This is a genomic window from Psychrobacter sp. LV10R520-6 (genome assembly GCF_900182925.1).
Taxonomy (GTDB): domain Bacteria; phylum Pseudomonadota; class Gammaproteobacteria; order Pseudomonadales; family Moraxellaceae; genus Psychrobacter.
Map to the genome: position 1 here is coordinate 333014 of NZ_LT900024.1, position 23934 is coordinate 356947.

At 43.8% G+C, this 23934-nt stretch carries 20 protein-coding genes and 1 pseudogene; 12 read left to right on the forward strand and 9 right to left on the reverse strand.

The window, feature by feature from the left end; translation table 11 throughout:
* Positions 1-12: 12 nt before the first annotated feature.
* Positions 13-762 carry an SDR family NAD(P)-dependent oxidoreductase gene (locus tag U1P77_RS01490; RefSeq protein WP_321155667.1) on the reverse strand — a complete coding sequence of 250 codons (750 nt, stop codon included), beginning with the start codon at positions 760-762 and terminating at the stop codon, positions 13-15.
* Positions 763-1196: 434 nt separating this feature from the next.
* Between U1P77_RS01490 and U1P77_RS01495 the strand changes: the two genes are divergently transcribed.
* Positions 1197-2084: an energy transducer TonB gene (locus U1P77_RS01495; RefSeq protein WP_321155668.1), complete on the forward strand. Its 888-nt coding sequence runs from the start codon at positions 1197-1199 to the stop codon at positions 2082-2084.
* Between the two features lie 84 nt (positions 2085-2168).
* On the forward strand, positions 2169-3044 hold the full coding sequence (locus U1P77_RS01500; RefSeq protein ID WP_321155669.1) for a mechanosensitive ion channel family protein: 876 nt from the start codon (positions 2169-2171) through the stop codon (positions 3042-3044).
* Positions 3045-3049: 5 nt separating this feature from the next.
* On the opposite strand, the gene ybeY is transcribed toward U1P77_RS01500, so the two are convergent.
* Both ybeY and U1P77_RS01510 read right to left on the reverse strand, forming a co-directional pair.
* Positions 3050-3697: an rRNA maturation RNase YbeY gene (ybeY, locus tag U1P77_RS01505; RefSeq protein WP_321155670.1), complete on the reverse strand. Its 648-nt coding sequence runs from the start codon at positions 3695-3697 to the stop codon at positions 3050-3052.
* A 109-nt stretch (positions 3698-3806) separates the two neighbouring features.
* A complete protein-coding gene (locus tag U1P77_RS01510; RefSeq protein WP_321155671.1) occupies positions 3807-4907 on the reverse strand; it encodes a PhoH family protein in 1101 nt (366 codons plus the stop codon).
* Between the two features lie 932 nt (positions 4908-5839).
* Here U1P77_RS01510 and U1P77_RS01515 point away from each other — a divergent pair.
* From U1P77_RS01515 to U1P77_RS13485, 3 genes and pseudogenes are all read left to right on the forward strand, one after another.
* Positions 5840-7204, forward strand: coding sequence for an FAD-dependent monooxygenase (locus U1P77_RS01515; RefSeq protein WP_414479028.1), 1365 nt, complete (start codon positions 5840-5842; stop codon positions 7202-7204).
* 51 nt (positions 7205-7255) lie between these two features.
* On the forward strand, positions 7256-8524 hold the full coding sequence (locus U1P77_RS01520) for an FAD-dependent oxidoreductase (RefSeq protein WP_321155672.1): 1269 nt from the start codon (positions 7256-7258) through the stop codon (positions 8522-8524).
* Between the two features lie 93 nt (positions 8525-8617).
* Positions 8618-8821 (forward strand): annotated as a pseudogene (locus U1P77_RS13485) (abortive phage resistance protein); the annotation flags it as partial.
* A gap of 50 nt (positions 8822-8871) precedes the next feature.
* Here U1P77_RS13485 and U1P77_RS01525 read toward each other — a convergent pair.
* From U1P77_RS01525 to nadA, 3 genes are all read right to left on the reverse strand, one after another.
* The gene (locus U1P77_RS01525) at positions 8872-9783 is read right to left on the reverse strand and encodes a LysO family transporter (protein WP_321155673.1); all 912 of its coding nucleotides are present in this window, start codon (positions 9781-9783) and stop codon (positions 8872-8874) included.
* Positions 9784-9954: 171 nt separating this feature from the next.
* Positions 9955-11958 carry an L-aspartate oxidase gene (gene nadB / locus U1P77_RS01530; protein ID WP_321156584.1) on the reverse strand — a complete coding sequence of 668 codons (2004 nt, stop codon included), beginning with the start codon at positions 11956-11958 and terminating at the stop codon, positions 9955-9957.
* A gap of 91 nt (positions 11959-12049) precedes the next feature.
* Positions 12050-13189, reverse strand: coding sequence for a quinolinate synthase NadA (gene nadA, locus U1P77_RS01535; RefSeq protein WP_321155674.1), 1140 nt, complete (start codon positions 13187-13189; stop codon positions 12050-12052).
* Between the two features lie 317 nt (positions 13190-13506).
* On the opposite strand from nadA, the gene U1P77_RS01540 reads away from it, so the two are divergent.
* Together U1P77_RS01540 and nadC are read left to right on the forward strand one after the other, a co-directional pair.
* Complete coding sequence (locus tag U1P77_RS01540) at positions 13507-14610, forward strand: NUDIX hydrolase (RefSeq protein WP_321155675.1); 1104 nt, start codon at positions 13507-13509, stop codon at positions 14608-14610.
* A gap of 495 nt (positions 14611-15105) precedes the next feature.
* The gene (gene nadC / locus U1P77_RS01545; protein WP_321155676.1) at positions 15106-15966 is read left to right on the forward strand and encodes a carboxylating nicotinate-nucleotide diphosphorylase; all 861 of its coding nucleotides are present in this window, start codon (positions 15106-15108) and stop codon (positions 15964-15966) included.
* Between the two features lie 471 nt (positions 15967-16437).
* Here nadC and tnpA read toward each other — a convergent pair whose 3' ends face one another.
* Complete coding sequence (tnpA, locus tag U1P77_RS01550; protein ID WP_321155677.1) at positions 16438-16848, reverse strand: IS200/IS605 family transposase; 411 nt, start codon at positions 16846-16848, stop codon at positions 16438-16440.
* Positions 16849-16896: 48 nt separating this feature from the next.
* On the opposite strand from tnpA, the gene U1P77_RS01555 reads away from it, so the two are divergent.
* The gene (locus U1P77_RS01555) at positions 16897-17991 is read left to right on the forward strand and encodes an RNA-guided endonuclease InsQ/TnpB family protein (protein WP_321155678.1); all 1095 of its coding nucleotides are present in this window, start codon (positions 16897-16899) and stop codon (positions 17989-17991) included.
* Positions 17992-18519: 528 nt separating this feature from the next.
* On the forward strand, positions 18520-19902 hold the full coding sequence (locus U1P77_RS01560) for a trimethylamine monooxygenase (protein WP_321155679.1): 1383 nt from the start codon (positions 18520-18522) through the stop codon (positions 19900-19902).
* A 131-nt stretch (positions 19903-20033) separates the two neighbouring features.
* Here U1P77_RS01560 and U1P77_RS01565 read toward each other — a convergent pair whose 3' ends face one another.
* Positions 20034-20636, reverse strand: coding sequence for a LysE/ArgO family amino acid transporter (locus U1P77_RS01565; RefSeq protein WP_321155680.1), 603 nt, complete (start codon positions 20634-20636; stop codon positions 20034-20036).
* A gap of 126 nt (positions 20637-20762) precedes the next feature.
* Here U1P77_RS01565 and U1P77_RS01570 point away from each other — a divergent pair, with 126 nt between their 5' ends.
* The 3 genes from U1P77_RS01570 to U1P77_RS01580 are packed head-to-tail and all read left to right on the forward strand — an operon-like array spanning position 20763 to position 22924.
* Positions 20763-21563, forward strand: coding sequence for a hypothetical protein (locus U1P77_RS01570; protein WP_321155681.1), 801 nt, complete (start codon positions 20763-20765; stop codon positions 21561-21563).
* Positions 21564-21599: 36 nt separating this feature from the next.
* The gene (locus U1P77_RS01575; protein WP_321155682.1) at positions 21600-22265 is read left to right on the forward strand and encodes a hypothetical protein; all 666 of its coding nucleotides are present in this window, start codon (positions 21600-21602) and stop codon (positions 22263-22265) included.
* Between the two features lie 47 nt (positions 22266-22312).
* Positions 22313-22924 (forward strand): hypothetical protein, encoded by a 612-nt coding sequence (locus U1P77_RS01580; protein ID WP_321155683.1) that lies wholly within the window; start codon positions 22313-22315, stop codon positions 22922-22924.
* A gap of 67 nt (positions 22925-22991) precedes the next feature.
* Here the strand turns inward: U1P77_RS01580 and rluB are convergent, their stop codons facing one another.
* Entirely contained in the window at positions 22992-23927 is a 936-nt protein-coding gene (rluB, locus tag U1P77_RS01585; protein WP_321155684.1) for a 23S rRNA pseudouridine(2605) synthase RluB, read from the reverse strand.
* Positions 23928-23934: the final 7 nt, after the last annotated feature.

Sequence of the window (23934 nt, forward strand, 5' to 3'; positions counted from 1 at the left end):
GAGGGGAGGAAGTCAAACGGCTGTGTAACCACCATCAACGAGAAGACTTGCTCCTGTAATAAATGATGCATCATCGCTTGCTAAGAAAAGTACTGTTTTAGCTACTTCTTCTGGTCTACCTAATCGACCAATTGGATGAAGGGCAACAAGTTCTTGCTTCTCTTCAGTTGATAGATCTTTAAGCAAAGGTGTTTCAATGTATCCAGGGTTAACGTTATTAATTCGGATACCTCTAGAAGAATATTCAGCACTAGCTGTTTGTGTCAATAGTTTTACGCCGCCTTTTGTTGCACCGTAAGCTCCGAGTGTTTTTCTACCGACAAATCCGTGAATGGAGTCGGCATTAACAATTGCTCCACCGTTTTCCTGTTTCAGCATTTGAGTGATCGCATATTTATTACATAAGAACACACCATTTAAATTGATATCAATTATTTTTTTCCAATCAGAGTAGTCTGTTTCATGTATTAGAGAAAAAATTGCAATTCCAGCATTAGCAAAGAATACATCAAGTTGACCGTATTTTTCGACAGTAGAGTCAACTAAGTGTTCAACTTCATCCTCGTTTGATACATCTGCTTTAATAAAAACGGTTTCATATCCATCAGCATTTAACTTCTTGGATAATTTTTCTCCAGTAGTCGATATATCTGAGATCACAACATTCGCGCCTTCCTTGGCAAACTCAATTACTGTTGACTCACCAATTCCACTTGCTCCACCTGTGACAATGACTGTTTTGTTTTTAAAACGTTCTGTCATAATACATCCTCCTCTTTCTTTAAAAAGTTTAAGATCTTATAGATCTACGGTAGCATATATATATATATTATTTTACAATATTTGTCTTTATGCCGTAAATAAACTTTTTTCTACCAGCCATTTAGTGGATAGTTTTTTTATCTTTATCGTATCGTACATAATATAATTTAATACATGAAATGTTATAAAATCGTGTATCCCGAATCCTTTAACCAAAGGGTTCTTTTTTTATGCCAGTCTATGTGTGTGATAAGGCGTCAGAGTAGTGATGTGTCAGCTTAACCATTAGCCAACGCTCATGTTATGATAGCGCCGATCTCAAGGTGATAATGGCTGGATATTACCGACGTTTGCATGCTGGTAGTTAAAATAACAGCGGTTGGCTGTACAAAGGCGGCTATCGCTACGTTTACCTCTATAAGCTGAGACCCACTGTGGCCCATATCAAAGACTCGCAAAGCTATCACTTTTCAGCGCAAGTACCCGCGCGTAATTTTAGCTTGCCGATGGCTATTGTTGTTTCGATGGCAGCACATGCGCTGCTTATCTTTGGCGTTAGTTTTTCTATGGGCCAAGACCCAGCCGCATTAATTCAAGATGTCGCTAAAGCGATGACCGAAAATATGCAGCCGAACGAAGACGCTCATTTTATAGCTAATGCCTCACAAGAGGGCGGCGGTAAGGTGCAACAGCATTTAAGGCAGGAGAGCGCACAGACCAGTCCATTATCTGCCGAGCAGATAAACGAGACCCAAGATGTGATCGATTTGCAGCGGCAAGTCCGCCAGCAGCGTTATCAAGAAAGCTATCTACGGACAACATTGAGCTGGCGTCAGGCCAGTGTAGAGTCAGATAACGACAGCAAGCAAGCGCAAGATGATCTGGCCGCGCAAGAAGAGCGGCTACGTAAGCAAATCGCTACTTTAGAAGCGCAACTGTCTCAGCGTCAGCAGCTGTATGCGACCAAGTCGAAAGTGGTGACCGTGGATAGTAATTCAACCACACGCGGCGCGGCAGCTGATTATATTGATACTTTCCGTGAGCATGTCGAGCGTGTGGGCAACCTTCATTACCCCGTACAAGCACGAGCGCAAGGCATCACCGGCGAAGTACGTCTGATGGTCATTATCAGCGATGATGGTAATATCAAAGCCATTCGCCTGCTTGAAAGCTCAGACTCAACAATCTTGGACGAAGCGGCTAAACAGTCAGTACGACAAGCCGCGCCCTTTGGTAAATTTACCAAAGACATGAGCGATATTGTCGAGCTGCGCTTGATTCGTACCTATCGTTATAGTGATACGGTGGAAGTGACTTATTAAGACTATAGTTTAAGACCACAGTTAAAATTTGATTTTAAGTTCAATTTTTATAAAAATAAAGCCATAGAATAAAGAAGAGTAAGTATGGAATTTTTAGGATTTACGCTGGATATCGCCGCGCTGACCGACAGTGCTTTAACGTTGCTATTTAAAGTCATCTTAGCGCTACTGATATTTGTAGTGGGACGCTGGCTGGCCAAAAAAGCCATCGGCGTTGCTAAACGCATTATGGTGCGGAGCCGTTTAGATGATACGGTAGCCAGTTTTTTGAGCCGCTTGCTATACGGCGTTTTATTGGTGATAGTCGCCCTAGCGGCGCTCAGTAAAGTTGGTGTACAGACGACTTCGGTTGTCGCTATATTAGGTGGTGCAGCCATTGCAATTGGTCTCTCACTAAAGGATCAGCTGTCAAACTTTGCCGCTGGTATCATGATTGTGACCTTTCGTCCGTTTGTGCGTGGCGACTATATACAGATCAATGGTTTTACCGGTACGGTTACTGAGATTACCTTAATTAATACTCATCTGACGACGATTAACAATCACGATATTATTGTCCCAAATAGCGAAATCACTACCTCAGCCACCACCAATTATACTTCGCTGCCCAATCGCCGCGTGGATATCACCATAGGTATTGGCTATGATGCAGACATCAAAACAGCAAAAGATATCATGCTGAGTTTGGCCAAAAACAATCCTATTGCTTTTAGTGATCCTGCGCCTATCGTGCGAGTCACCAATTTGGGTGATAATTCGGTTGATTTGACTTTGAATGTTTGGACCACTAATGCGGATTGGTGGGACATGCAGTGCGATTTACTTGAGCAACTTAAATACGCGCTTGACGATAATAAAATTGATATCCCATTTCCGCAGCGCAGTGTGCATGTTAAAGGCTTGGATATGTTGGTCAATAATATGGATCAATCGCAAAAGCTACCAATAAATAAAGACTAAAGCGGTTAAAGATAAGGGTTGGGCAGTGCTAAGCGTTTTAAAATATCAATCTCAAAACTTTCCATCTCGTCTTGCTCAGCTTGCCCAGTCATATGATCGAAGCCAAACAAATGCAGCACGCCATGTATCAATAAATGGCTGATGTGTTGCGCCACGGTTTTATCTTGCTCAGCGGCTTCACGCACCACCACTTCGTGACAAATAATCAGCTCACCCAATAGCAATGTCGGCATCAGCTCAATAATGTTGGCCGGCATCTCGCTTGGATAGGATAAAATGTTGGTCGGATGATCCTTACCGCGCGCTTCTAAGTTCAGCTCGCGTCCTTCAATGCCATCAGTAATATAAATATCCAGCGCTTTGGGCTTTTGTTGCCATAACTCATCATCAATATCGGCAAAGTAAGGCAAATTAAGACCACTTTGAAGCCGCTGATCAATATAGTCCAAGGTCGCTATCAACACTGGTTGTAACGCCTGTTCTGTATAAAAAGTATCTAACAGCTCGGCATCAACACCGTCTATGTCAAAGCTATCTGCGGCGCTAATGTTTAGCTCAGGCTGATTTGGGTTATTGGCATGCTTGTTGTTTGTATCTGGGTTATGCATATCGGTATCATTCACATTAAGGTCTTCGTGATGAGATTGGCTCATTATTATATCCTTTGTCTATTGCCTTTATCTTATTAAGATTAAACCATAAAAAACCGGACAAAAATATCCGGTTTTTTATTTTAATAAACCATAAGTTCATTAGTATGAACTATAACTTAGCCGCCGCATGAGCAATGGCCTCTCGGCGATCTTGCTCAGCCATACGCTCTTGCTTGCGCTTCTCTCTGAGCCTTTCTTCCTTCTCATCAAACACATCATACGCTTCAACAATTTTTTGTACCAACTGATGGCGTACCACGTCTTTTGAATCAAATTTGGTGATATGAATCTCTTCAATGTCGCTTAAGATTTCCATTGCTTGTGCCAGCCCTGACTTACTACCACGCGGCAAATCGACTTGTGTGATGTCACCAGTAATAACCGCACGTGAACCAAAACCTAAGCGCGTTAAAAACATTTTCATCTGCTCAGGGGTGGTATTTTGCGCCTCATCTAAGATCACAAATGAATTGTTCAGTGTACGACCACGCATATAAGCCAATGGCGCAACCTCAATCTCTTGGCGCTCAAGCATTTTGCCAACTTTTTCAAAACCTATCATCTCATACAGCGCGTCATATAATGGGCGCAAATAAGGGTCGATTTTTTGGGTTAAGTCGCCAGGTAAGAAACCCAACTTTTCACCGGCCTCAACTGCTGGACGCACCAGCAAGATACGTTCAATCTCATTGCGCTCTAACATATCAACCGCACAGGCTACTGCCAGATAAGTTTTGCCGGTACCTGCAGGGCCAATACCAAATGACACATCAGAAGATAGAATATCCCTAACGTAGCGCTGCTGATTGCCACCACGCGGCACGATTTTGCCATTACGAGTACGCAGGCTGACAGGCGTAAAGTCGCTAGGCGAATCTAAATCATTTTTATCCTCGCTAGCTGCGGTCTGCTCATCGTCTTCTATATCTTGGTCGCGTGAAATACTCGATTGGATAATGAGATGGAGCTCTTCTGGGCTAATGTCTTTAGTGTTTTGGGTTTCATCAACTAGCTTATATAAGATACGTTCACCGCGCTCAACGTCTATCAACTCGCCACTTAGGCAGAAATCACCTTGGCGCTGGCTAATTTTGATATTGAGGCGATTTTGGATATATTTCATGTGACTATTATATTCACCAAGCACAGTTTTGAGCTGGGCTGGGGTCAATGATTCGAATTTTATACGGCGGCTCATGGAGTCAGTCAAGCGATTATCCTTGTATTGGTTGCCCCAATGATGTGGTGTTATAACATCGTGGTTATAACACCACATCATTGATAGGCTAATATATAAAGTGCTAAAAAAGGTTATGAGATTCAAAATACTATTTTTTACAGATTATATCTTAAAGGCTGTTTTTTAAAGTGACGGTCAACAAGGCTGCTAAAAAAATTAATAGGAATGAAAGTAAAGGGACTACTGTCATTATGGTTGAAAGTTTCTAAATTTCAAGCACTGCGCCGCGCTAGACCAAACTGTTTTGTATATTAAATGCTAAATAAAAGCGATACGTAGATGAAGGCGCGCAGCTGGTAAAAATTTTCTAGCGTGCTGTGCGCTTCGCCAGACAGAGGCTGCAAAAATTTCTACCAGCCACACTGTCTCTGTTTTAAAGTGTACTGACTATATATCGATTGCAATCACCTAACATACCGCTATTATTTGTTTCAGCTATCGATATAGATTTATTCTCATTTAGCGGTCATTTAACCTTTAACGCACGGGTAGAGCACGCTTAAAAGCAGTCACACTAGTGCTTAGATACAGTGAAGCTCACCGAAATTTGGGTAATTTATGGTAATCTATTAGCCTCTAATAATTGTTTGGTCATTATCTGTTAGGGGTAATTAAAACTGTATTTACATGAGAAAATAACATTAAAAGAGATATTCGAAACAAGCCTGCGAACAGCACGCCAGAAAAACTTACATAGTCAGAACTAAATAAAATGGATACACACCTGGTTTGGTATAACTGGCAAAAATTTTTCTAGCTTGCTGTGTGACTGCGTCACTCCAGAGGCTTCGAAAATTTCTCCCAGCTATCCTGTATCTGTTTTAAAGCGACTCTATTTTATTTTGAATCAACTATATAACAAAGATGACTGTAATGATGGTAACACCTTAATAGGAATAATAATGATGGATAATAATGATTTAAAAGAGTCAAACGCTAAGCAACTCGATACTACTGATCATAAAGAAACGCTACAAGCTCACAAACAAGCAAACTCATCAAAGCTGACCGAGCAGCAAGTGCTTATTGCCGGTGGTGGTCATGTCGGTTTGTCCTTTGCGTTATTGTTAGCACATCATGGCATTGCCAGTACTTTGTTAGAGAAAAACAGCTATCCGACTATTAGTCCAAACGATGACAGCAAGCGTAGCCATTATTTAGACAGCCGTAATACCGCGTTGTCGCGTCGGACGGTACAGATTTATCAAGAAATTGGCTTATGGTCAGAGTTACAAAGCCATGCCTGCCGTATTGATGCGGTGCAGATTAGCGAGCAAGGCAGCTTTGGGCATGCGCAGCTGAATAAGGCTGATGAGAAGGTAGAATCATTTGGGCAAGTGATGGAAAACGCTTGGCTGGGTCGTAAGCTATTATTGGCCGCGCAACAGGAGGCTCTGATTACTCTAATAGACAAGGCTAATGTCACGGCTGTTGAGCAGCAGACAGGCTCACAATCAACAGCTGGGGTCACGCTTAGCTTTACCTATTATGATAGCGATGAGCACGAGCAGCAATTACAGGGTAGTGTATTAGTGGCTTGTGATGGTCGCGATTCTACTGTGCGCCAGCTCTTAGATATTGGCACGACGACTTATGATTACGGACAAACGGCTATCGTGGGCGTGGTACAGACCGATCAGCCGCATGAGCATGTCGCTATTGAGCGCTTTAGTCCAGCAGGGCCACTGGCGGTATTGCCATTGACTGATCCCGAGGGTGATGGCAATGATGACTATCAGACGGGTTATCGACGTTCGGTGGTTTGGGTCTGTCCAACCGGCGAAGAGACTCAATATTTGGAAGATGATGAACATTTCTTGCAGACTTTGCAGCAAGCCTTTGGCCAGCGCGCTGGCACGTTTACCACGGCTGGTCGTCGCGGCGCTTATCCATTAACGCGTGTGCTGGCAGATGCACAAGTTGATGGCCGCTGCGTCATCATGGGTAATGCGGCTCACACCTTGCATCCAGTAGCGGGTCAGGGCTTTAACCTCTGTATGCGTGATGCACACGTGCTCGCGCAGATGATGAGTGCGCAAGTGCTAAAGGGTGCCGATATTGGTGATCCGCAATTGCTAAAACGCTATGAGAAATCACGGCAAACCGATCAAAAGCGAGTCATTCGTTTTTGTGATGCGGTAGTACACGGCTTTACCCATCCCAATCCTGCTATTAAGCTGGCGCGTAATATGGCCTTGGTTGCCTTTGATAAGTTGCCCAATATTAAACCGTTAATTGCTAATTATGCAATGGGTTTGAAGTCATAAGCTTTATATTGAAGGTATTTATACTGATAGTTTTATACTGAAGGATACTTTATGAAAAACAACCATACGCTTATTATTGGCGGCGGTATCGTCGGTGCCAGTCTGGCGCTAAAATTAGCCCAAGCCAAACGACGGGTTACTTTGATTGATGCACGACCCAAACGCAATGATGCAGATTGGCAAGACAAACTCAGCCACCGAGATGCGCGGGTCTATGCGCTCAGCCTTGCCAGTATCGAGTTGCTAAAAGATATCGGTACCTGGCAAAAAATTGCTGCCTCAAGTCGTAAAGCCGACTATTCGCAAATGCAGGTATGGCAGCTCAACGGTATTGGCGAGTTAAAGTTCGGTGATCAAGACAGCTGTGATAAAAAAAATGCAGCTCCTAAGCTACTCGGTAGTATGGTAGAGCCGACGGTCATTGAGTATGCCCTTTGGCAGCGCTTGCAGGAAGATGATGTTAAGGATTATCTGACGGTCATTGCAGGGCAAAAGGTCATACAAATGGACTGGCGGGGTGGGCAACAAGGCTACCGGGTCACATTAGACGATGGCACGGCGATTGATGCGGGTCTGTTAATTGGTTCTGACGGTCGTGGCTCGTTTGTCCGTCGGCAAGCAGGGATTGAGCTGGATACTTTAGATTATAATCAAACAGCGATTTGCTGCGCGATTCAAACGGTTAAGCCCCATCAAGCGACCGCTCGCCAAGCGATGCTGCCGACCGGTACGCTTGCATTATTACCATTAGCAGATATCACCGCAGAAGATAAAGCCAATCCGCAGCATTGGCAGTCAGTGGTCTGGACATTACCACGCAATCAGGCGCTGGAGCTTGAAACCCAAGAGCCACGTGTTATCGCTGATAAATTAGCGGCTGCTAGTACTTATGAGCTTGGCGCTATCAGTCAAATTGAATCGATTGCGAGCTTTCCGTTAACGGCGCAGCAAGCACGCAGTTATGTTGCTGACAATCTAGTATTAATCGGTGACGCTGCGCATGGCGTGCATCCGCTAGCTGGCCAAGGATTGAATCTTGGCATGCTCGATGTACAAGCATTAAGCAATCAACTAGAGCATGATTTTGCCCGTAGTGGTGGCAAATTATGGGGAGCCACTCAAACACTGCGCACCTATGAGCGCCTGCGTCGTCCGCATAACAGTCTGATGATGCACAGCTTTTCTGCGCTTAATTGGCTGTTTGCCGGCGAGTTTGCGCAACTGCGACCTATCCAACAATTGCGTAATGAAGGTATGTCTCGGGTCAGTAAAATCAAACCGTTGATGCGACTTTTTGCTAAGCAAGCGAGTGGGGTGTAGGGGTTTATGTCTATGACACTTAATAGCGCAAAGCAGAGTAGGTTAAATGAGTAAATCTTGGTTTTCATTTCAACAGCAACTTAACAGTCTAAATGGTTACGTAGTTTGAACTTTATTCGTAATGTCAGCGCTCATCATAGTCGACTATGGAATGCTAATATTCTTGAACAATCAGCTCCTATCAAATTAGATGAAAAATGGACATTGCTTGTAAATCATCGACCATTTTTTTATTTTTGTATCATGCAGCATATGCTAAAGGTTATTTGTCCTAATTCTAGTTGGGGTAAACGCTAAAATGTATCTGATAGCAGGCTAATATTAGAGCACAGGATAAATATTTATATCTACCCAAACGCCGAAAACACCACCATCAGCACCGGCGAGACAATATTGATAATAAAACCAAAGCTGATGGCAAGCGGTACGACTTTAAGGCCGCCTGATTGCTGAATAATCGGTAAGGTAAAGTCCATACTGGTCGCGCCGCCAAGCCCTACCGCCGATGATGGATACTTGCGCATAAATACCGGGATAAACAACAGCGCAAAGAACTCACGTATTAAGTCATTAAACAGCGCCACACTGCCCCAAATCGCTCCATAAGCGTCGGTCATCACAATGGCCGATAGTGAATACCAGCCAAAGCCTGACGCCAGTGCCAGCCCTTTAGTCCAAGACACCTCTGAAAATAATAGCGCAAAACCTAGACCGCCAACCAGCACCGACAGTGTAAAAATGATACTCATCTCAACGCCGCGCTTATTCAGTATCACTTCTTTCAGGGTAATACCTGAGCCTTTAAGACCAATGCCAACTAGCAATATCAGCAGCATAAGCATGACTGTCATAGAGTTTTCAGGGGGCATATAAGATTCTGGTAAAAAGTATCCAATGACAAAACCAATCGCTACGCAAATGACCTGTACTAAGCTGCCACGGATACTGACCCGATGTTGCTGACTTTTTGCGGTTGGCTTTTTGGCATGCCATGGGCGCAGCCGATCAAACAACATGAGTGCAAATAATCCGGTGCCGACGGTCAGTATCGATAGCACGGTTACATACAGCGCAATCTCACCCAGTTGGCTGCCCAGCTCTTCCACTTTTGACAGCTCAATACCGATAAGCGTTAAGATAATAAATACTAAATAAGATAAGCTCTTGTCAGCAAACCTCGTCACCTTCGGGCTGGTAGGAATAACAAAGCCAATGAACAATGGCATTAAGACTAAAACAAGGGTGATTAGGCTTTGCATGGTGGCAGGCTCGTAACATTTTTAACAAACCGGTGATTGTAGCATATTAGGCGATTAAAGCTGACTTGAGCCTGCAAAATTCATTACTGAAGTATGGTTTTATAAACTAGGCCTTCAAAAATAAATGGCACGCAAGAATAGTAACCGTTATGACATTTAGCTCAAAAATTATTAAACAGTAGCAACCGCCTGTAAATGTTTGGCATCTACGTCATTTACCCTAGGCTTGTTCAACCAATCCATTGCGTTATCTATGCTATCTGTTTTGCTTGCTAAGAAAGGCTCAATGATACTTATTAAAGGCTGGCTTGCTAAAAGCGGATAATCTTTTCTAGAATGTCCACCGCGACTTTCACAGCGCTGATAAGCGGATTGGATAATAAGGGTCGCTAATTGCAATTGTCGTGTTAGCTGAAAATGGGGAAGGCTCTTGAATGTAGTAGAAGCCTCTAAGCCAAAACATTGACACTCCTGTTGCCACTGTTGTATTTGTGCCAGTGCTTGTTCTAATTGCACCGCGCTACGCATGATACCCATATGGCTGCTCATCAAGGCTTTTAACTTCGCGGTGATGTCGTTAATGTTGGCATTGCTATCAACATGAATACTGCCGTTGATATTAAGAGCCTCTTTATGTTCAGCTATTGAGCCGAATGAGGGCAGGGCGATAGTCTGAGTATCAGCTATTTGCAGCGGTGTCCAAATATTAGAAGTGAAAGTTGAAGTGAAAGTTGAAGTGAAAGTTGAAGTGGAAAATGCTGATTTGGTACTGGGGTTAGTTTTTTTAGAGGACTCAGACATTGCTTCTAAATAGCGAGGTAGATGAGCGGCAATATTGCGTCCAACCACCACACATTCTAATAAAGAGTTACTCGCCAACCGGTTAGCACCATGCAAACCCGTATAAGCGACTTCACCAGCAGCATATAATCCTTGTACGTCGGTCAAGCCATTGGCGCAAGTGACCACACCGCCGCAACTATAATGGGCGGTCGGGGCTACCGGAATGGGGTCAGTAGTGATATCGATGCCAAGGTCTAATAGCGTCTGATGAATTTGCGGAAAATGCTGCTGCAAAAACTCCGCTGGCAGGTGACTGACGTCAAGATGGACATAGCCAAAACCGTTATTATTAATTTGCTCAGCAATTGCACGCGCAACGATATCTCGCGGTGCCAGCTCAGCGCGCGGATCAAGGTCCAACATAAAGCGTTTGCCTGTTTGTGGACAATATAGATGGCCACCTTCGCCGCGCAAAGCTTCTGAAACCAGAAAATTACTGTTCCCTAATGCCAAACCCGTCGGGTGAAATTGAATAAATTCTAAGTTTGCCAATCGACAGCCCGCTTGCCATGCCATCATCAACCCATCGCCCACACAGACGTTGGGAGCGCTGGCACGTTGAAACAGTTGCCCTAAACCGCCACTTGCCAGTACTACCGCACGACCATAAACGGTCAATTGGCGCTGAGTATTGTGGTCAAAGACAATTGCACCTTGGCAGTGTTGGTGTGGGTTTGAGGCTGCTGCTTGCACAGTCAAACTGGTGCCGTTTAATGACTCATTTGACGCTTCTGTTAATAACGTCAGCGCCTCATGATAAGGCAAAATAGTGATATTAGTAGCAGCTTGTGCTTGTGCCGATAGCGTTTGCATAATATGTCGACCGGTGGCATCGTCAGCGTGAGCGACTCGTCTGCAGCCATGGCCGCCTTCTTTGGTCAAATGCAAATTGGCTGTTTGTAATTCAGCCAGAGCGTCAGTAGTCGCCTTAACTGCTTTTCCATTCAGAATATTGTTTTTAATGTTGACTTGAACGTTATTTTTCTGAGTATCGTTAATGTGAGAAACTTGGGTAAATGGCACGCCTTGGGCACATAGCCATTGTACGGCTTGTTGTCCCGCACTTAATATACGGGTGGTATTATCGGTAGCACATAGTCCTGCGCCAGCGATAAGTGTGTCCGCCACATGATCAGCGATGGAGTCATTTTTGTCTAAGCTTGCCGCGATACCGCCTTGGGCATAATGACTTGAGCAAGTTTCTAGCGCTGCTTTACTTAAAATAGTAACACTTAGCGATTTTGGCAAGGCCAGCGCCGTACTTAGTCCTGCGAGTCCGGCACCGATGATAAGAACGTCTGTTTTGATAGAAGACTGAGGTTCAGCAGTCATTGTTTTATTAACATTAGGTTTTTTTACGTTAAGCTTTTCAAAACCAGTCTCGTCAACGCCTTTACTCTCAGTGCTTACTATTGCGCTCATATCAGGCAGCTCCGACATTAGCAAACAGCGGACGGTCTTTAATAATATCGCCACTGGCAGTCACGCGTTGTTTTTCTGCGGCGGCAAAATCAAGCATCCGCTGTAGTGGCTTTCTAGCCGCTGTTGCTAGTTCAGGCGTTAGAGTGACCTCGCCGCTGTGCTGAGTTAAACACTGCTCGATACCTTGTAAGCCATTCATCGCCATCCATGGACAAAAAGCACAGCTTTTACAGCTGGCACTTTCACCCGCTGTAGGTGCCGCTAAGAAGCGTTTATGCGGTGAGCGCTTTTGCATTTCGTGCAAGATACCTAAGTCAGTGGCGACAATAAAGGTATCGGCATCCATCTCATAAGTTGATTTAAGCAGCTTACTGGTCGAGCCGACCACATCGGCCAATTGCACGACGCTATCAGGAGATTCAGGATGTACCAACACTTTTGCTGCTGGATGTTCTGCTTTTAACTGCTCAAGCTCTGTGGCTTTAAACTCATTATGCACCATACAAGAACCTTGCCATAACAGCATATCAGCGCCCGTTTCCTGCGCAATATACTTACCTAGATGTCTATCAGGACCCCAAATAATCGCTTCACCTTGCTCATGCAAATGACGGATGATATCAATGCCCACCGATGAGGTCACCACCCAATCAGCGCGCGCCTTAACCGCTGCGCTAGTATTGGCATAGACCACCACAGTACGCTCAGGATGGGCATCACAAAAGGAAGAAAATTCATCGGCAGGGCAGCCCAAATCGAGAGAGCATTCCGCCTCTAAGTCTGGCATTAGGACGGTTTTTTCCATACTCAAGATTTTAGCCGATTCGCCCATAAAGCGAACCCCAGCGACTACTAAGGTCTGCGCGCTATGAGCTTGTCCAAAGCGAGCCATTTCTAACGAGTCACCCACACAGCCACCGGTTGCCAATGCCAAATCTTGAATAAAAGGGTCGACATAGTAATGTGCGACCAGCACCGCGTTATTGTCTTTTAACAGCTGTTTAATATTGTCCTCAACTACCAAACGCTCAGCGCGCGGCAAATCAGCTGGCATTTTGGCCTTGGCATATTCGATATTAAGCTTAATAGCACTGCGGTTGTCAGTACTTAATAGGGGAGCGTCATAAGGATAAGTTTTCATAAATGCGTGCCTCTGGTGCGATAACAATAATAAATAAACGGCTAGAAGTGATTAAAACCAGGCGAATTACCCTAGCAGTTGAATTACGATACTTTAATTATGCTCATTTTGAGCATAAGTGCAAGTTATTTTTGTAGCATTTACTTTTTAAAGCTATTATTTAGCACGGTAACGATTCAGCATGGTAATGATAGCTATCTGTAGTGATAAGACAGAATTTAGGACCCTATTCACGCTATACTGAGTTTTGCTATCAGCATCTTGCTTTATTAAAGCATCACTACATTATTAAAAATAAAGGGTAATCAATAAACACTATGACGTTGTCTTATTCGCATGCGCACCAGCAGGGTAATGGCACCACCGAAGTGGTCGCCGTGCTTGTCGCTATCACTGACCATACAGCACGTGTCCTAACGGTAGACCAAGGTAAGCTGCTACCCAATGGCCCTTTAATGCCCTTACATCGCTCGTTGCAAGCGGGCGTGCGTCAGTGGGTTGAAGAGCAGACGCAGCAACCGCTGGGTTATTTAGAGCAGTTATATACCTTTGTCGATACCAATCGCCGCAATATCGATGGTCATGCGCTGGTCTACGTCAGCTATTTAGGCTTAGTACAAGAGACCCAAACGGCTAATTTACAAAGCCAAGCGTTATGGCGCGATTGGTATGATTATTTTCCATGGGAAAATCATTTGGCTGGCGCGCCTGCTATCATTACGCGCTTTATTGTGCCTGCATTATTGACTTGGGCAGATGCTGCAGTAGATACGACTGCCCAGCATCGCCGCCGTCAGCGCATCCGCTTATGTTGGGGTGTGGGTACGGAGTTTTTGCAAGACGATGAAGATAAAGATAAAAATAAAGAAGGTCATCCTGAATTAAGCGACAATCATGAATATGATAGAAACGAGTACGCAAGTAGTGAGTCCGCAGGTAGTAACTATGAGTATGAATGGGTTGCAGAGCATGTGTTGCTGCGTTATGAGATGCTATACGAAGCCGGTCTGATTCCGGAAGCGCCCACTTATCCGCCTACTTACTTATCCAATGATCAGCCTAATAAATTGCCAGCGGATTGGTCACAAATGATAGGCGTGCCGATGTACTACGACCATCGCCGCGTGATTGCCACTGCCATCTCAAGGCTACGAGCAAAGATTGAGTATCGGCCCCTTATCTTTGGCTTGATGCCTGATGTCTTCACCTTATCGCAGCTACAACAAAGTATTGAAGCTTTATCAGGGATGCGTTTGCACAAGCAAAACTTTCGCCGTCTACTGGATTCGCAAAATTTAGTCATGCCGACCGGAGAGAGCAGTAATGCTCAGCGTGGTCGCCCAGCGAAGCTATTCCGCTTCCGTCATGATATTGAATTACAAAGCTTATTGATGGATAGCAAGTTGCCCAAACGTAAATAGCTTTTATAGCTGTTCAAAACATAGCCAGTCCAAACATAGCCAGCCCAAAAAATAAACTAACATGGTCAAACTCCTCAAGTCTGCTAATGTAGTACCTAGCGTCGTCATAATATAGTCAGTTCAAAATAAAAAAGAGTCGTTTATACGACGTGCTACTGGTATAAATTTTTCTGGCGTGCGGTTCGCAAGCGGGACAGAGGCTGCAAAAAATTCACACCAGTAGCACTGTGTCGTTTTTAAATTAGATTAACTATACTAACAATAGTCTGTTTCGTTATTTTTAAAAAGTGCTGCTCTATCTTGCGACCAGACTTGTTTTATCTTGCGAGCGCGCTTGCTTTACGCTATATTTATGCTCACTTTGAGTTTAAATAGTTAGATTTTGATAAGTGGTATAGTCGATTAAAAATAAAAGAGAGTCATTTGTAGCAATGCGCCGTTTCTAAATTGGATTAACTATACTGATATTAATAAAAAGCAAAATAAGGGGCAAAGATGACAACCAAACCAGAGCCAGCGCTAGATGAAGTGTTACTCAAGCCATTGGTAGAGGCGGCATTGACGGAAGATTTGGGGCGGCGCGGTGATGTGACTTCGCAAGCAACTATTCCGGCAGATATGCAAGCGCAATTACAGATAAAAGCACGGCAAGCCGGCGTGATTTGCGGGATGGACTTGGCGCGCTTATCTTTTGCATTGCTTGATACCCATATTGAGTTTGTAGCAAAGGTTGTAGATGGTGAGAGGGTTGCGGCTGATACGGTATTGGCTACCGTTCGCGGTAATGCCCGTCATCTACTAACAGCAGAACGAACTGCACTGAATTTTATGACTCATCTGAGCGGTATTGCTACCGCTACCCGGCAAATTGTCGATAGCGTAGCAGATTATCCAGCGCAGATTACTTGTACTCGTAAGACTATCCCAGGACTGCGAATCGCGCAAAAGTATGCGGTACGCTGCGGTGGTGGACGCAATCATCGACTAGGATTGGATGATGCGATTTTAATCAAGGACAATCATATTGCGATAGCAGGTGACATTACTACTGCTATTCAACAAGCACAAGATTTTGCCGGGCATTTGATTCCGATTGAGGTCGAAGTTGATAACTTGGTGCAATTAGAGTTGGCATTACAGGCGGGCGTGAGCTTAGTATTATTAGACAATATGTCGCCCGAAATTTTGCAGCAGGCGGTAGCTATGTGTCAAGGACGAGCAAAAACCGAAGCATCAGGCGGTATTACCCCAGAAACAGTGCAAGCTGTGGCAAAAACGGGCGTTGATTTTATCGCCATGGGTTATCTGACTCATAGTACCACCGCGCTTGATATCGGCCTTGATTTTAGTGCATAGGATTAAAAGCACTGTTGTTTGCCGGTTTAATAATCATTTAATCATCGTTTTTAAGTTAAATTTTAATCAATATACGCGACTCTCAACTTAATAGGGGCTATCGTAGGCTGGCGCTTTTAGCCCAGTCAATCGTAACCATTTGCCAAAAACGCTGGGCTAAAGCCACAGCCTACGCCAAAAATTATGATAGTTGAGAGTGGGGTTCAATATAGTTAATTTCATTTAAAAACGGTACCAGTGCTACTGGGATGCTACTGTAACAAACGTTTTGCAGCATCGAAACACGCTTGCGAACCGCACGCCAGAAAAATTTATACCCGTAGCACGTTGCTATAAGTGTATTTCTTTTATTTTGAACCGACTATAGACAAGCGAGCGCTCAGTGAATACTGAAATTATTAAAATTATCTTAGCCTTTATCAAAAAGTGCCGTAAAACCACGTCGTTCTAGGGCGTGGATGTAAGGCATTTCTAGTTAGGTACTTGCTGTTGGTCGATATATTGTCTAATAACTTCAATTGAAGCCCCGCCACAGCTTGAAGCAAAATAACTGGGCGACCACAGTGCGCTACCCCAAAGTTCTTGATTGATAGAAACGTAGTTTTTTTTACGAATCATTCTGCTAGACACCCCTTTTAAGCTATTTACTAAAGATGAAATGCTGACTTTTGGCGGGTAATTAACCAAAAGATGCACATGATCTTCTTCACCATTAAACTCTACGAGCTGAGCATTAAAATCCTGACAGACCTGATTTAATATTAAGCTCAGTTCATCTAACCCCTCTTTGGTAAATACTTTTCCTCTATATTTAGTAACAAAGACCAAATGAACGTGAAGATTATAAACAACGTGTCTACCACGCCTTAATGTGTTTGACATACCATTAGACCAAATGTAAAATAACATTAAATCATTATAGTTTAAACCATGAAAACACTCAAGCTACGTATCAAAGATAAGCACGCCAATCAGTTAAATAAGCTGTCTGGCGCGGTGAATTTTGTGTGGAACTATGTGAATGATTTGAGTTTTAAGCACTTACAACGCACCGGGCATTTCTTTTCAGCATACGATATAGCAGCCTATACCAAAGGCAGCGGTGAATTTCTAAATCTGCACAGCCAAACCCTTCAAGCGATCACTGAAACCCATGCCAAAAGCCGCAAGCAATTTAAGAAAGCAAAACTGAATTGGCGCACTAACAACCCTAAAGCCAAGCGTAAAAGCTTAGGCTGGATTCCTTTTAAAAAATCGGCCATCAAGTATTTAGGTGTCAAGAAGGCGGGTAAGAAAAGCCTTAAATCCACCATTCAATTTAGTCTTACCAAAGGTAAAAAGCTGACTATTGATGTGTGGGATAGCTACAATTTAGCCCTCTACACCATCAATACTTGTGAATTAATACAAGACAGTCGTGGTCTTTGGTATGCGTGCGTGACGGTTAAAGAGTTTCCAAAGATTGAGCGCGGTACTGGTGAGGTTGGTATCGACTTAGGGTGCAAGGATTCAGCGACGACAAGCGACGGTGACACCTTAGTAACCAAATTAACCCATAAATACGCATCAAAACTAGGCATCGCTCAACGCGCTAAGAATAAAAAGAGGGTCAAGGCCATTCATGCCAAGATCAAAAACACCCGCCAACACCTGATCCATGCTTTTACCAGTAAACTCGTCAAAGATAATAACGTAATCATCGTTGGTAAGCTTCAATCAAAATCATTCACCTCAACCAAACTAGCCAAATCCGTCTATGACGCAAGTTGGTTTGAAGTAAAACGGCAACTGACTTACAAATGCGAGAACGCAGGTTGCCAATACTTAGAAGTGAATGAAAGCTACACCACCCAAACCTGTTCGTGCTGCGGCTCACGCCAAAACAGTCCGAAAGGTAGGACAGATTTGAGAATAAGAGAATGGCTTTGCGAGTGCGGTGTCACTCATCAACGCGACGTTAATGCGGCAAAAAACATTCTCGCGCTCGGGCTTGAGCGTCTAGCAGTAGGAATCACCGTCGTTTAGGGCGGTGAGGAAGTCAAGAGCCGGATTATGGGTATGTTACTGGCAGCAGTTTCCATCGAGATTATCGTCAGCGGACTGCGCACGTTGTTTCCTGATTTGATGTAATGATACTGCTTATTACTGTTAATTCAAAATAGTATTCAAATTAATGTCGCGCTTTATAACAATTTATTAAAGAAGCCATTTAAGAGAAAACCTTTAACTCCACTGCTCGTAAATGCTCAAAGTTGCTTGTTTATCTCTAACAAATCATAGCTACCGCTTTTTTATTTAGCTTTGATATAAATGCCACGCCAAGTACCGTATTAATATCTCTAAATTAAGCCTGTTATGATACCAACTATATCAGGTATCAAATATATAAGCCCTAAAGTACATGCCACACTTTTGGCTGTCGCAAACGGTAATCTTAATAGCGGTAATCCAAAATCCCTCCACCACTCCTATTAATTACCAAAATTTCTCTTCTAAACGCTATCTATAAAAAAATGTTATAGTAACAACCCCTTATTTTTATAGGAGTTAGTGTTGAGTAACAAAAAAATTGCTATATTAGGTTCAGGTCCAAGCGGTTTGGCGCAATTGCGGGCTTTTGAAGCGGCTCGTTTAGCGGGTGTTAAAGATTTGCCAGAGATAGTTTGCTATGAGAAGCAAAATGATATTGGCGGTATGTGGAATTACACTTGGCGTACGGGCTTAGATAAAAATGGTGAGCCGGTACATGGCAGCATGTATCGCTATCTGTGGTCGAATGGTCCAAAAGAATGCTTGGAATTTGCAGACTATTCTTTTGAGGAACATTTTGGTCAGGCTATTCCGTCGTATCCACCGCGTGAAGTGCTTAAAGACTACATTATGGGGCGAATTAATAAGCAAGATATTCGTAAATATATACGTTTTGAATGCCCGGTACGTTGGGTAACTTTTGACGATGAAACAAAGAAGTTTACGGTTACGGTTATGAATCATAAAACCGAGGAACAGGAAACGGAAGAGTTTGATTACGTAATAGTTGCTACCGGTCACTTTTCAACACCGAATATGCCTTATTTTGAAGGGCTAGAAGAGTTTCCTGGCCGCGTTATGCATGCCCATGACTTCCGCGATGCTCTAGAGTTTAAAAACCAAGATATTTTATTGGTGGGCAGCAGTTATTCAGCAGAAGATATTGGTACGCAGTGTTATAAGTATGGCACCAAATCTGTCACTATTAGTTATCGCAGTGCAGCGCTAGGTTATGACTGGCCCGAAGGCATTTGTGAGGTGCCATTAATTACGCATTTTGATGGTAATATGGCTCATTTTGTAGATGGCACTAGTCAGTGTTTTGATGCTGTGATTATGTGTACGGGTTATCTATTTCACTTTCCTTTCTTGCCTGATGAACTGCGTTTGCAAACCCATAACTGCTTGTATCCCGCTAATTTATATAAAGGTATTTTTTGGCAGCCTAACCCGCAGTTGATTTATTTAGGCATGCAAGATCAGTACTTCACTTTTAATATGTTTGATGCCCAAGCTTGGTTTGTACGTGATGTCATTTTAGACCACATTCAATTGCCTGATTTAGCGGCACGGGCAGAAGGTGAACAAAGTTGGTTAGCAGAATATGAACAGGTAAAAACAGTTGATAACGCGATAGATTTCCAAACTAAATATATTCGTGATTTAACCAATGCGACAGATTACCCAGAGTTTGCCGTTGAGAAACAAGCCGATATCTTGAAGCAATGGCAAAAAGATAAGGTCGCAGACATTATGGGATTTAGAGAAAAAGCTTACCGTTCTACTTCAACTGATACCTTAGCGCCCGAACTACCAGAGCCTTGGTTGGATATTCTTGATGACTCACTAGAACACTTTCTGAACTTATCATTTATTAAAAGTAAAAAGACCAAAAAAGTATCCTAAATAAAGGTAAATTGTTTGGTTGCCGTCTTTGTTGATAGCTACCTTTGTTACTATCAATGAGATGATCTACTAAAACCAAATACGTCAATTAGGCGTGTTTGGTTTTTTCATTTTATATGCTTATGTTTATTTTAGCTTTGATATAAATGCCACGCCAAGTACAGCATTAACAATCCTACTAATGCATCTAATACATTCCACGCTTTTGGTTGTGCAAATAATGGTTTTAATAACCGTGCGCCATAGCCCAGTGCAAAGAAAAATACAAACGACGCACTGACCGCCCCACTAGCAAATAGCAGTTTGCTACTCGCTCCGGTTGAAACCATGCCAACTAGCACCAAAGTATCTAAGTAGACATGCGGATTGAGCCAAGTAAAGCCAAAACATAACAGCAGCGCTTTTTTTAAGCTGGTAACCACTTGTCCTTCAGCAGTCAGCGCATGGGACAAGCGCACACTGGCATATAAACTCTGCAAACCATACCCGAGTAAAAATAACACGCCAGCAAATTTGGCTATGTTTACCACTTGCGGGTAGCGCGCGGTCACCGTGCCAAAACCTGCGACCCCAGCAGAGATAAGTAGCGCATCACTGACTGCACAAAACAGACAGATGAAGAATAGGTGTTCGCGTTTGATTCCTTGCTTGAGGACAAAGGCATTTTGTGAGCCAATGGCTATAATTAGGGTCAGACCCAGTAGGAAGCCAGAAAAGTAATCAGTGGGATTCATAATATTTGCTTTTTGGGTAATACAACGGTGACGTTTGCTTACTGGCAGACCAGTAAAAAACTGTTAAGATAAGCCATCTAGTAATCGAGTGCAATAGTAATAAATAGGTGAGGAGCAGAGTAGGTCATGGTCATAAGTTTGACGAGAATGCTACAGTCATTTGGGCAACCACAAGATGACCTGCCGGCTACAGCTGCCAAAAACGCTAAGCAAGCGGCTACTGATATCACAACCAGTAGTAGGAACGGAGACAGTAATAATGGGGTCGATGCTGAGCAAGAGCCCAATCATAACCACAACCACAACCACAACCACAGCCACAACATCGAGTCACCGCTCAGAGCGCCCCAACGTGCTGATCGTATTTGCGATGCGTTAGCGCAAGTGAGTGATATCCGCTCGCCAACCCCACTTACCGATCGCTATTTGGCCAATCGGGCGCAGATGCCACGAAACAATCGCCCTCCTTTTGACCCCGATACCTTATGGTATCTCAAACATGGACGCTGTCCTATCATGACTGAACTTGTCGATGTGGTTGATGAGGCCACCCTAAACGCTATGCCTATTGAGGCAGTAGCTATCTTAGACCGAATTAATGGCAAGCTCAAACGCTATCGCGACTGGAGCCAAGAGCTTAATGAGCAACAACAGCAACAGCACAATGAGCGGCAGTTTGCGATCGATAAGCTGGTGACCGAAAGTATTCCAGAAGCGCTCTATCATTATGAGCAGCTGCTACGCTTTAGCCCGCAGCGTACTAAGAACAGTACCGTACAAGGCAATATGACCGCCGGTGATATGCTGACTGATTTGTTCTTAGAGATTGATTATGAGCTGGATGAATTATTAGATGAGCTCCATCAAACCGTCCTCAACCGCTTGGCCTCTACCCATCGCTATGTCAAAAGTCGCACCAAAAGCTAAGCTTGGTTTCATTCGAGTTTTAATTAGGACCGTACTATGACCCAAATAACTGCCATGTTAGTGATGTTTGTATTATACGGTGTGCTGCCGGCAGCTGGGTTATATCTGGGCTATCGCGGTGTCAAAAAGGTTACCGCGCCCAAGATGCTGGAATACAAAGCCATGCCGCAGTTGGGCTATATTCCTGAAAAAAGCTTACCAGAGACGGTCAAGAACGCACTGGATCAGATTAATAAAAAAGGTGAGAAGCTACGGGTGATTTATGGCGATACCAATAATGATGGCAAAATCGATGATAGGGATACCGTTAACGAAACTTATATCATGATTCAAAATTTGATGGATAAACATATTCCGCAGGCAGTGGCTGACTATCGGCGCTTACATGACTTAGACGGTGCACGTGCTGATACCACTAAGATAAAACACTCTGATGTCACGGGTAAAGAGGCGTTATTAGAAGTACTTAGTACCGTCAACACCCAATTCGATGACTTGCTTGACGCTTCTTATCACCAGGATGGCCAAAAACTACTGGTGGCCAATCGCTATTTACAACAGCGTTTTGACAGTTCGTCCTCTGACCCGCTGGATCAACGGTCTACTAATAGCAATGCTAATGAGGTTAATGAGGAAGTTATTGGCAAGGCTATAGAGAATCCTACCCCTGATAAAACCAGCATCGATAAAATAAAGCTATAAATGATAAGTTATAGACAGTAAAAATGGCTAATAAAGGGTAGACGAACATGAGTATGTTATTAGGCGTTGGAGTACTTACTACGATCACCGTCTTTTATCTGGGTAAAAAAGGCTGGCAAGCGCTACATAAAGCGGTCGGCATTACCCCAGGGGTGCTCACTTATCACGATCCACAAGCGCCAATAACGCTCACTGATATGACATGGCAAAATTTAACCTTAAACAATAAGCATCTAAGTGTGCTAGCAGACAGCCAACTACGTCAGTTGCAACGTATTGATCATAAGGTAGCGACTTATCAAGGTTATCAGCAACATCTACAAGCGCAAAACATAACCCCAGCGATCACCGAACAGCAATTTGTATTGGATAAGCTGCTGCATACCAGGTTAGCAGAGATGTTAGCCAGTCATTATCATTTAGCAGGGGTTAATGGAGGTGCTGACGCTACTACTAGTACTGACATCACTAGTGATAAAGGCACTACTAATGACAGAGGCGTTACTAATGATAAAGGCGCTGAGGCTGGGCAACTCTTACAAGCGGCATTAAATAATATTGACAGCCGTTTAGATGAATTATTAGAGCAGGTGGACAGCCAGCATTTGCAAGACTTACGGGTGATGAAAAATTATATAGACAGCCATAACGCGCCATAAAAAAGCTGCCAGAGCTTAAATATCTTTGGCAGCTTTTTTTATTACGCAGCATTAGTATGCTGCTATTTTAACGTCGATTGTTGCGATCACTAGTGTTACGCGTACCACGATTGGCCGGTTTGGTACTATCGCTAGATTTTGGACCATCGCTAGGCTTGGGCTTTTTATTGTGGTTGCTGTCACTATGTCGAGCTTTAAGTGGCTTGTTTTTGATACGTTCCTGCTTGTCTTTAGCCACGCCGTGTAGACCCGTACCGTAGCGAGGACGTAAGTCTACCATGTCCGTTAAGGTATTAATGTCTTTCCTATCCAGCTCTAAAAAGCGACCGGTACGTAGCTCTTTTGGTAGCGCGATGCCGCCATAGCTGGTTCGTAATAGACGGCTAACCTTGAGACCTTGTGACTCAAATAAACGGCGCACTTCACGGTTGCGACCTTCTTTGAGCTTGACGTGATACCACTTATTGACCCCTTCGCCGCCACCTTCTTTGATATCTTCAAACTGTGCCATACCATCTTCTAGCTTGACTCCATTGGTCAGTGCACGGGTAATCTCTGATGTCACTTCACCCAATACGCGTACGGCGTACTCACGGGTAACTTCATTAGAGGGGTGCATCAAGCGGTGTGCCATCTCGCCATCATTGGTAAATAACAACAGCCCTGTAGATTTGATATCTAAGCGGCCGACCATGACCCAGCGGTCGTGGGTCAATTTAGGCAAGCGTTCAAACACGGTTGGACGACCTTCTGGGTCGTTAGCCGAGCAAATCTCACCTTCAGGCTTGTAATAAGCCAATACCCGGCGACGCTTTTCATTCTCAGCGGTATATTTAATCTGACGGCCATCGACGCGAATCTCGTCGCCTTGCTCAACGCGATCACCAATGGTTGCAGGCGCATTGTTAACGGTTACACGACCCGATTTAATGACTTCTTCCATCTGACGGCGCGAGCCAAGTCCCATACGGGCGAGGGCTTTTTGTAATTTTTCATCTTTCATAATTATA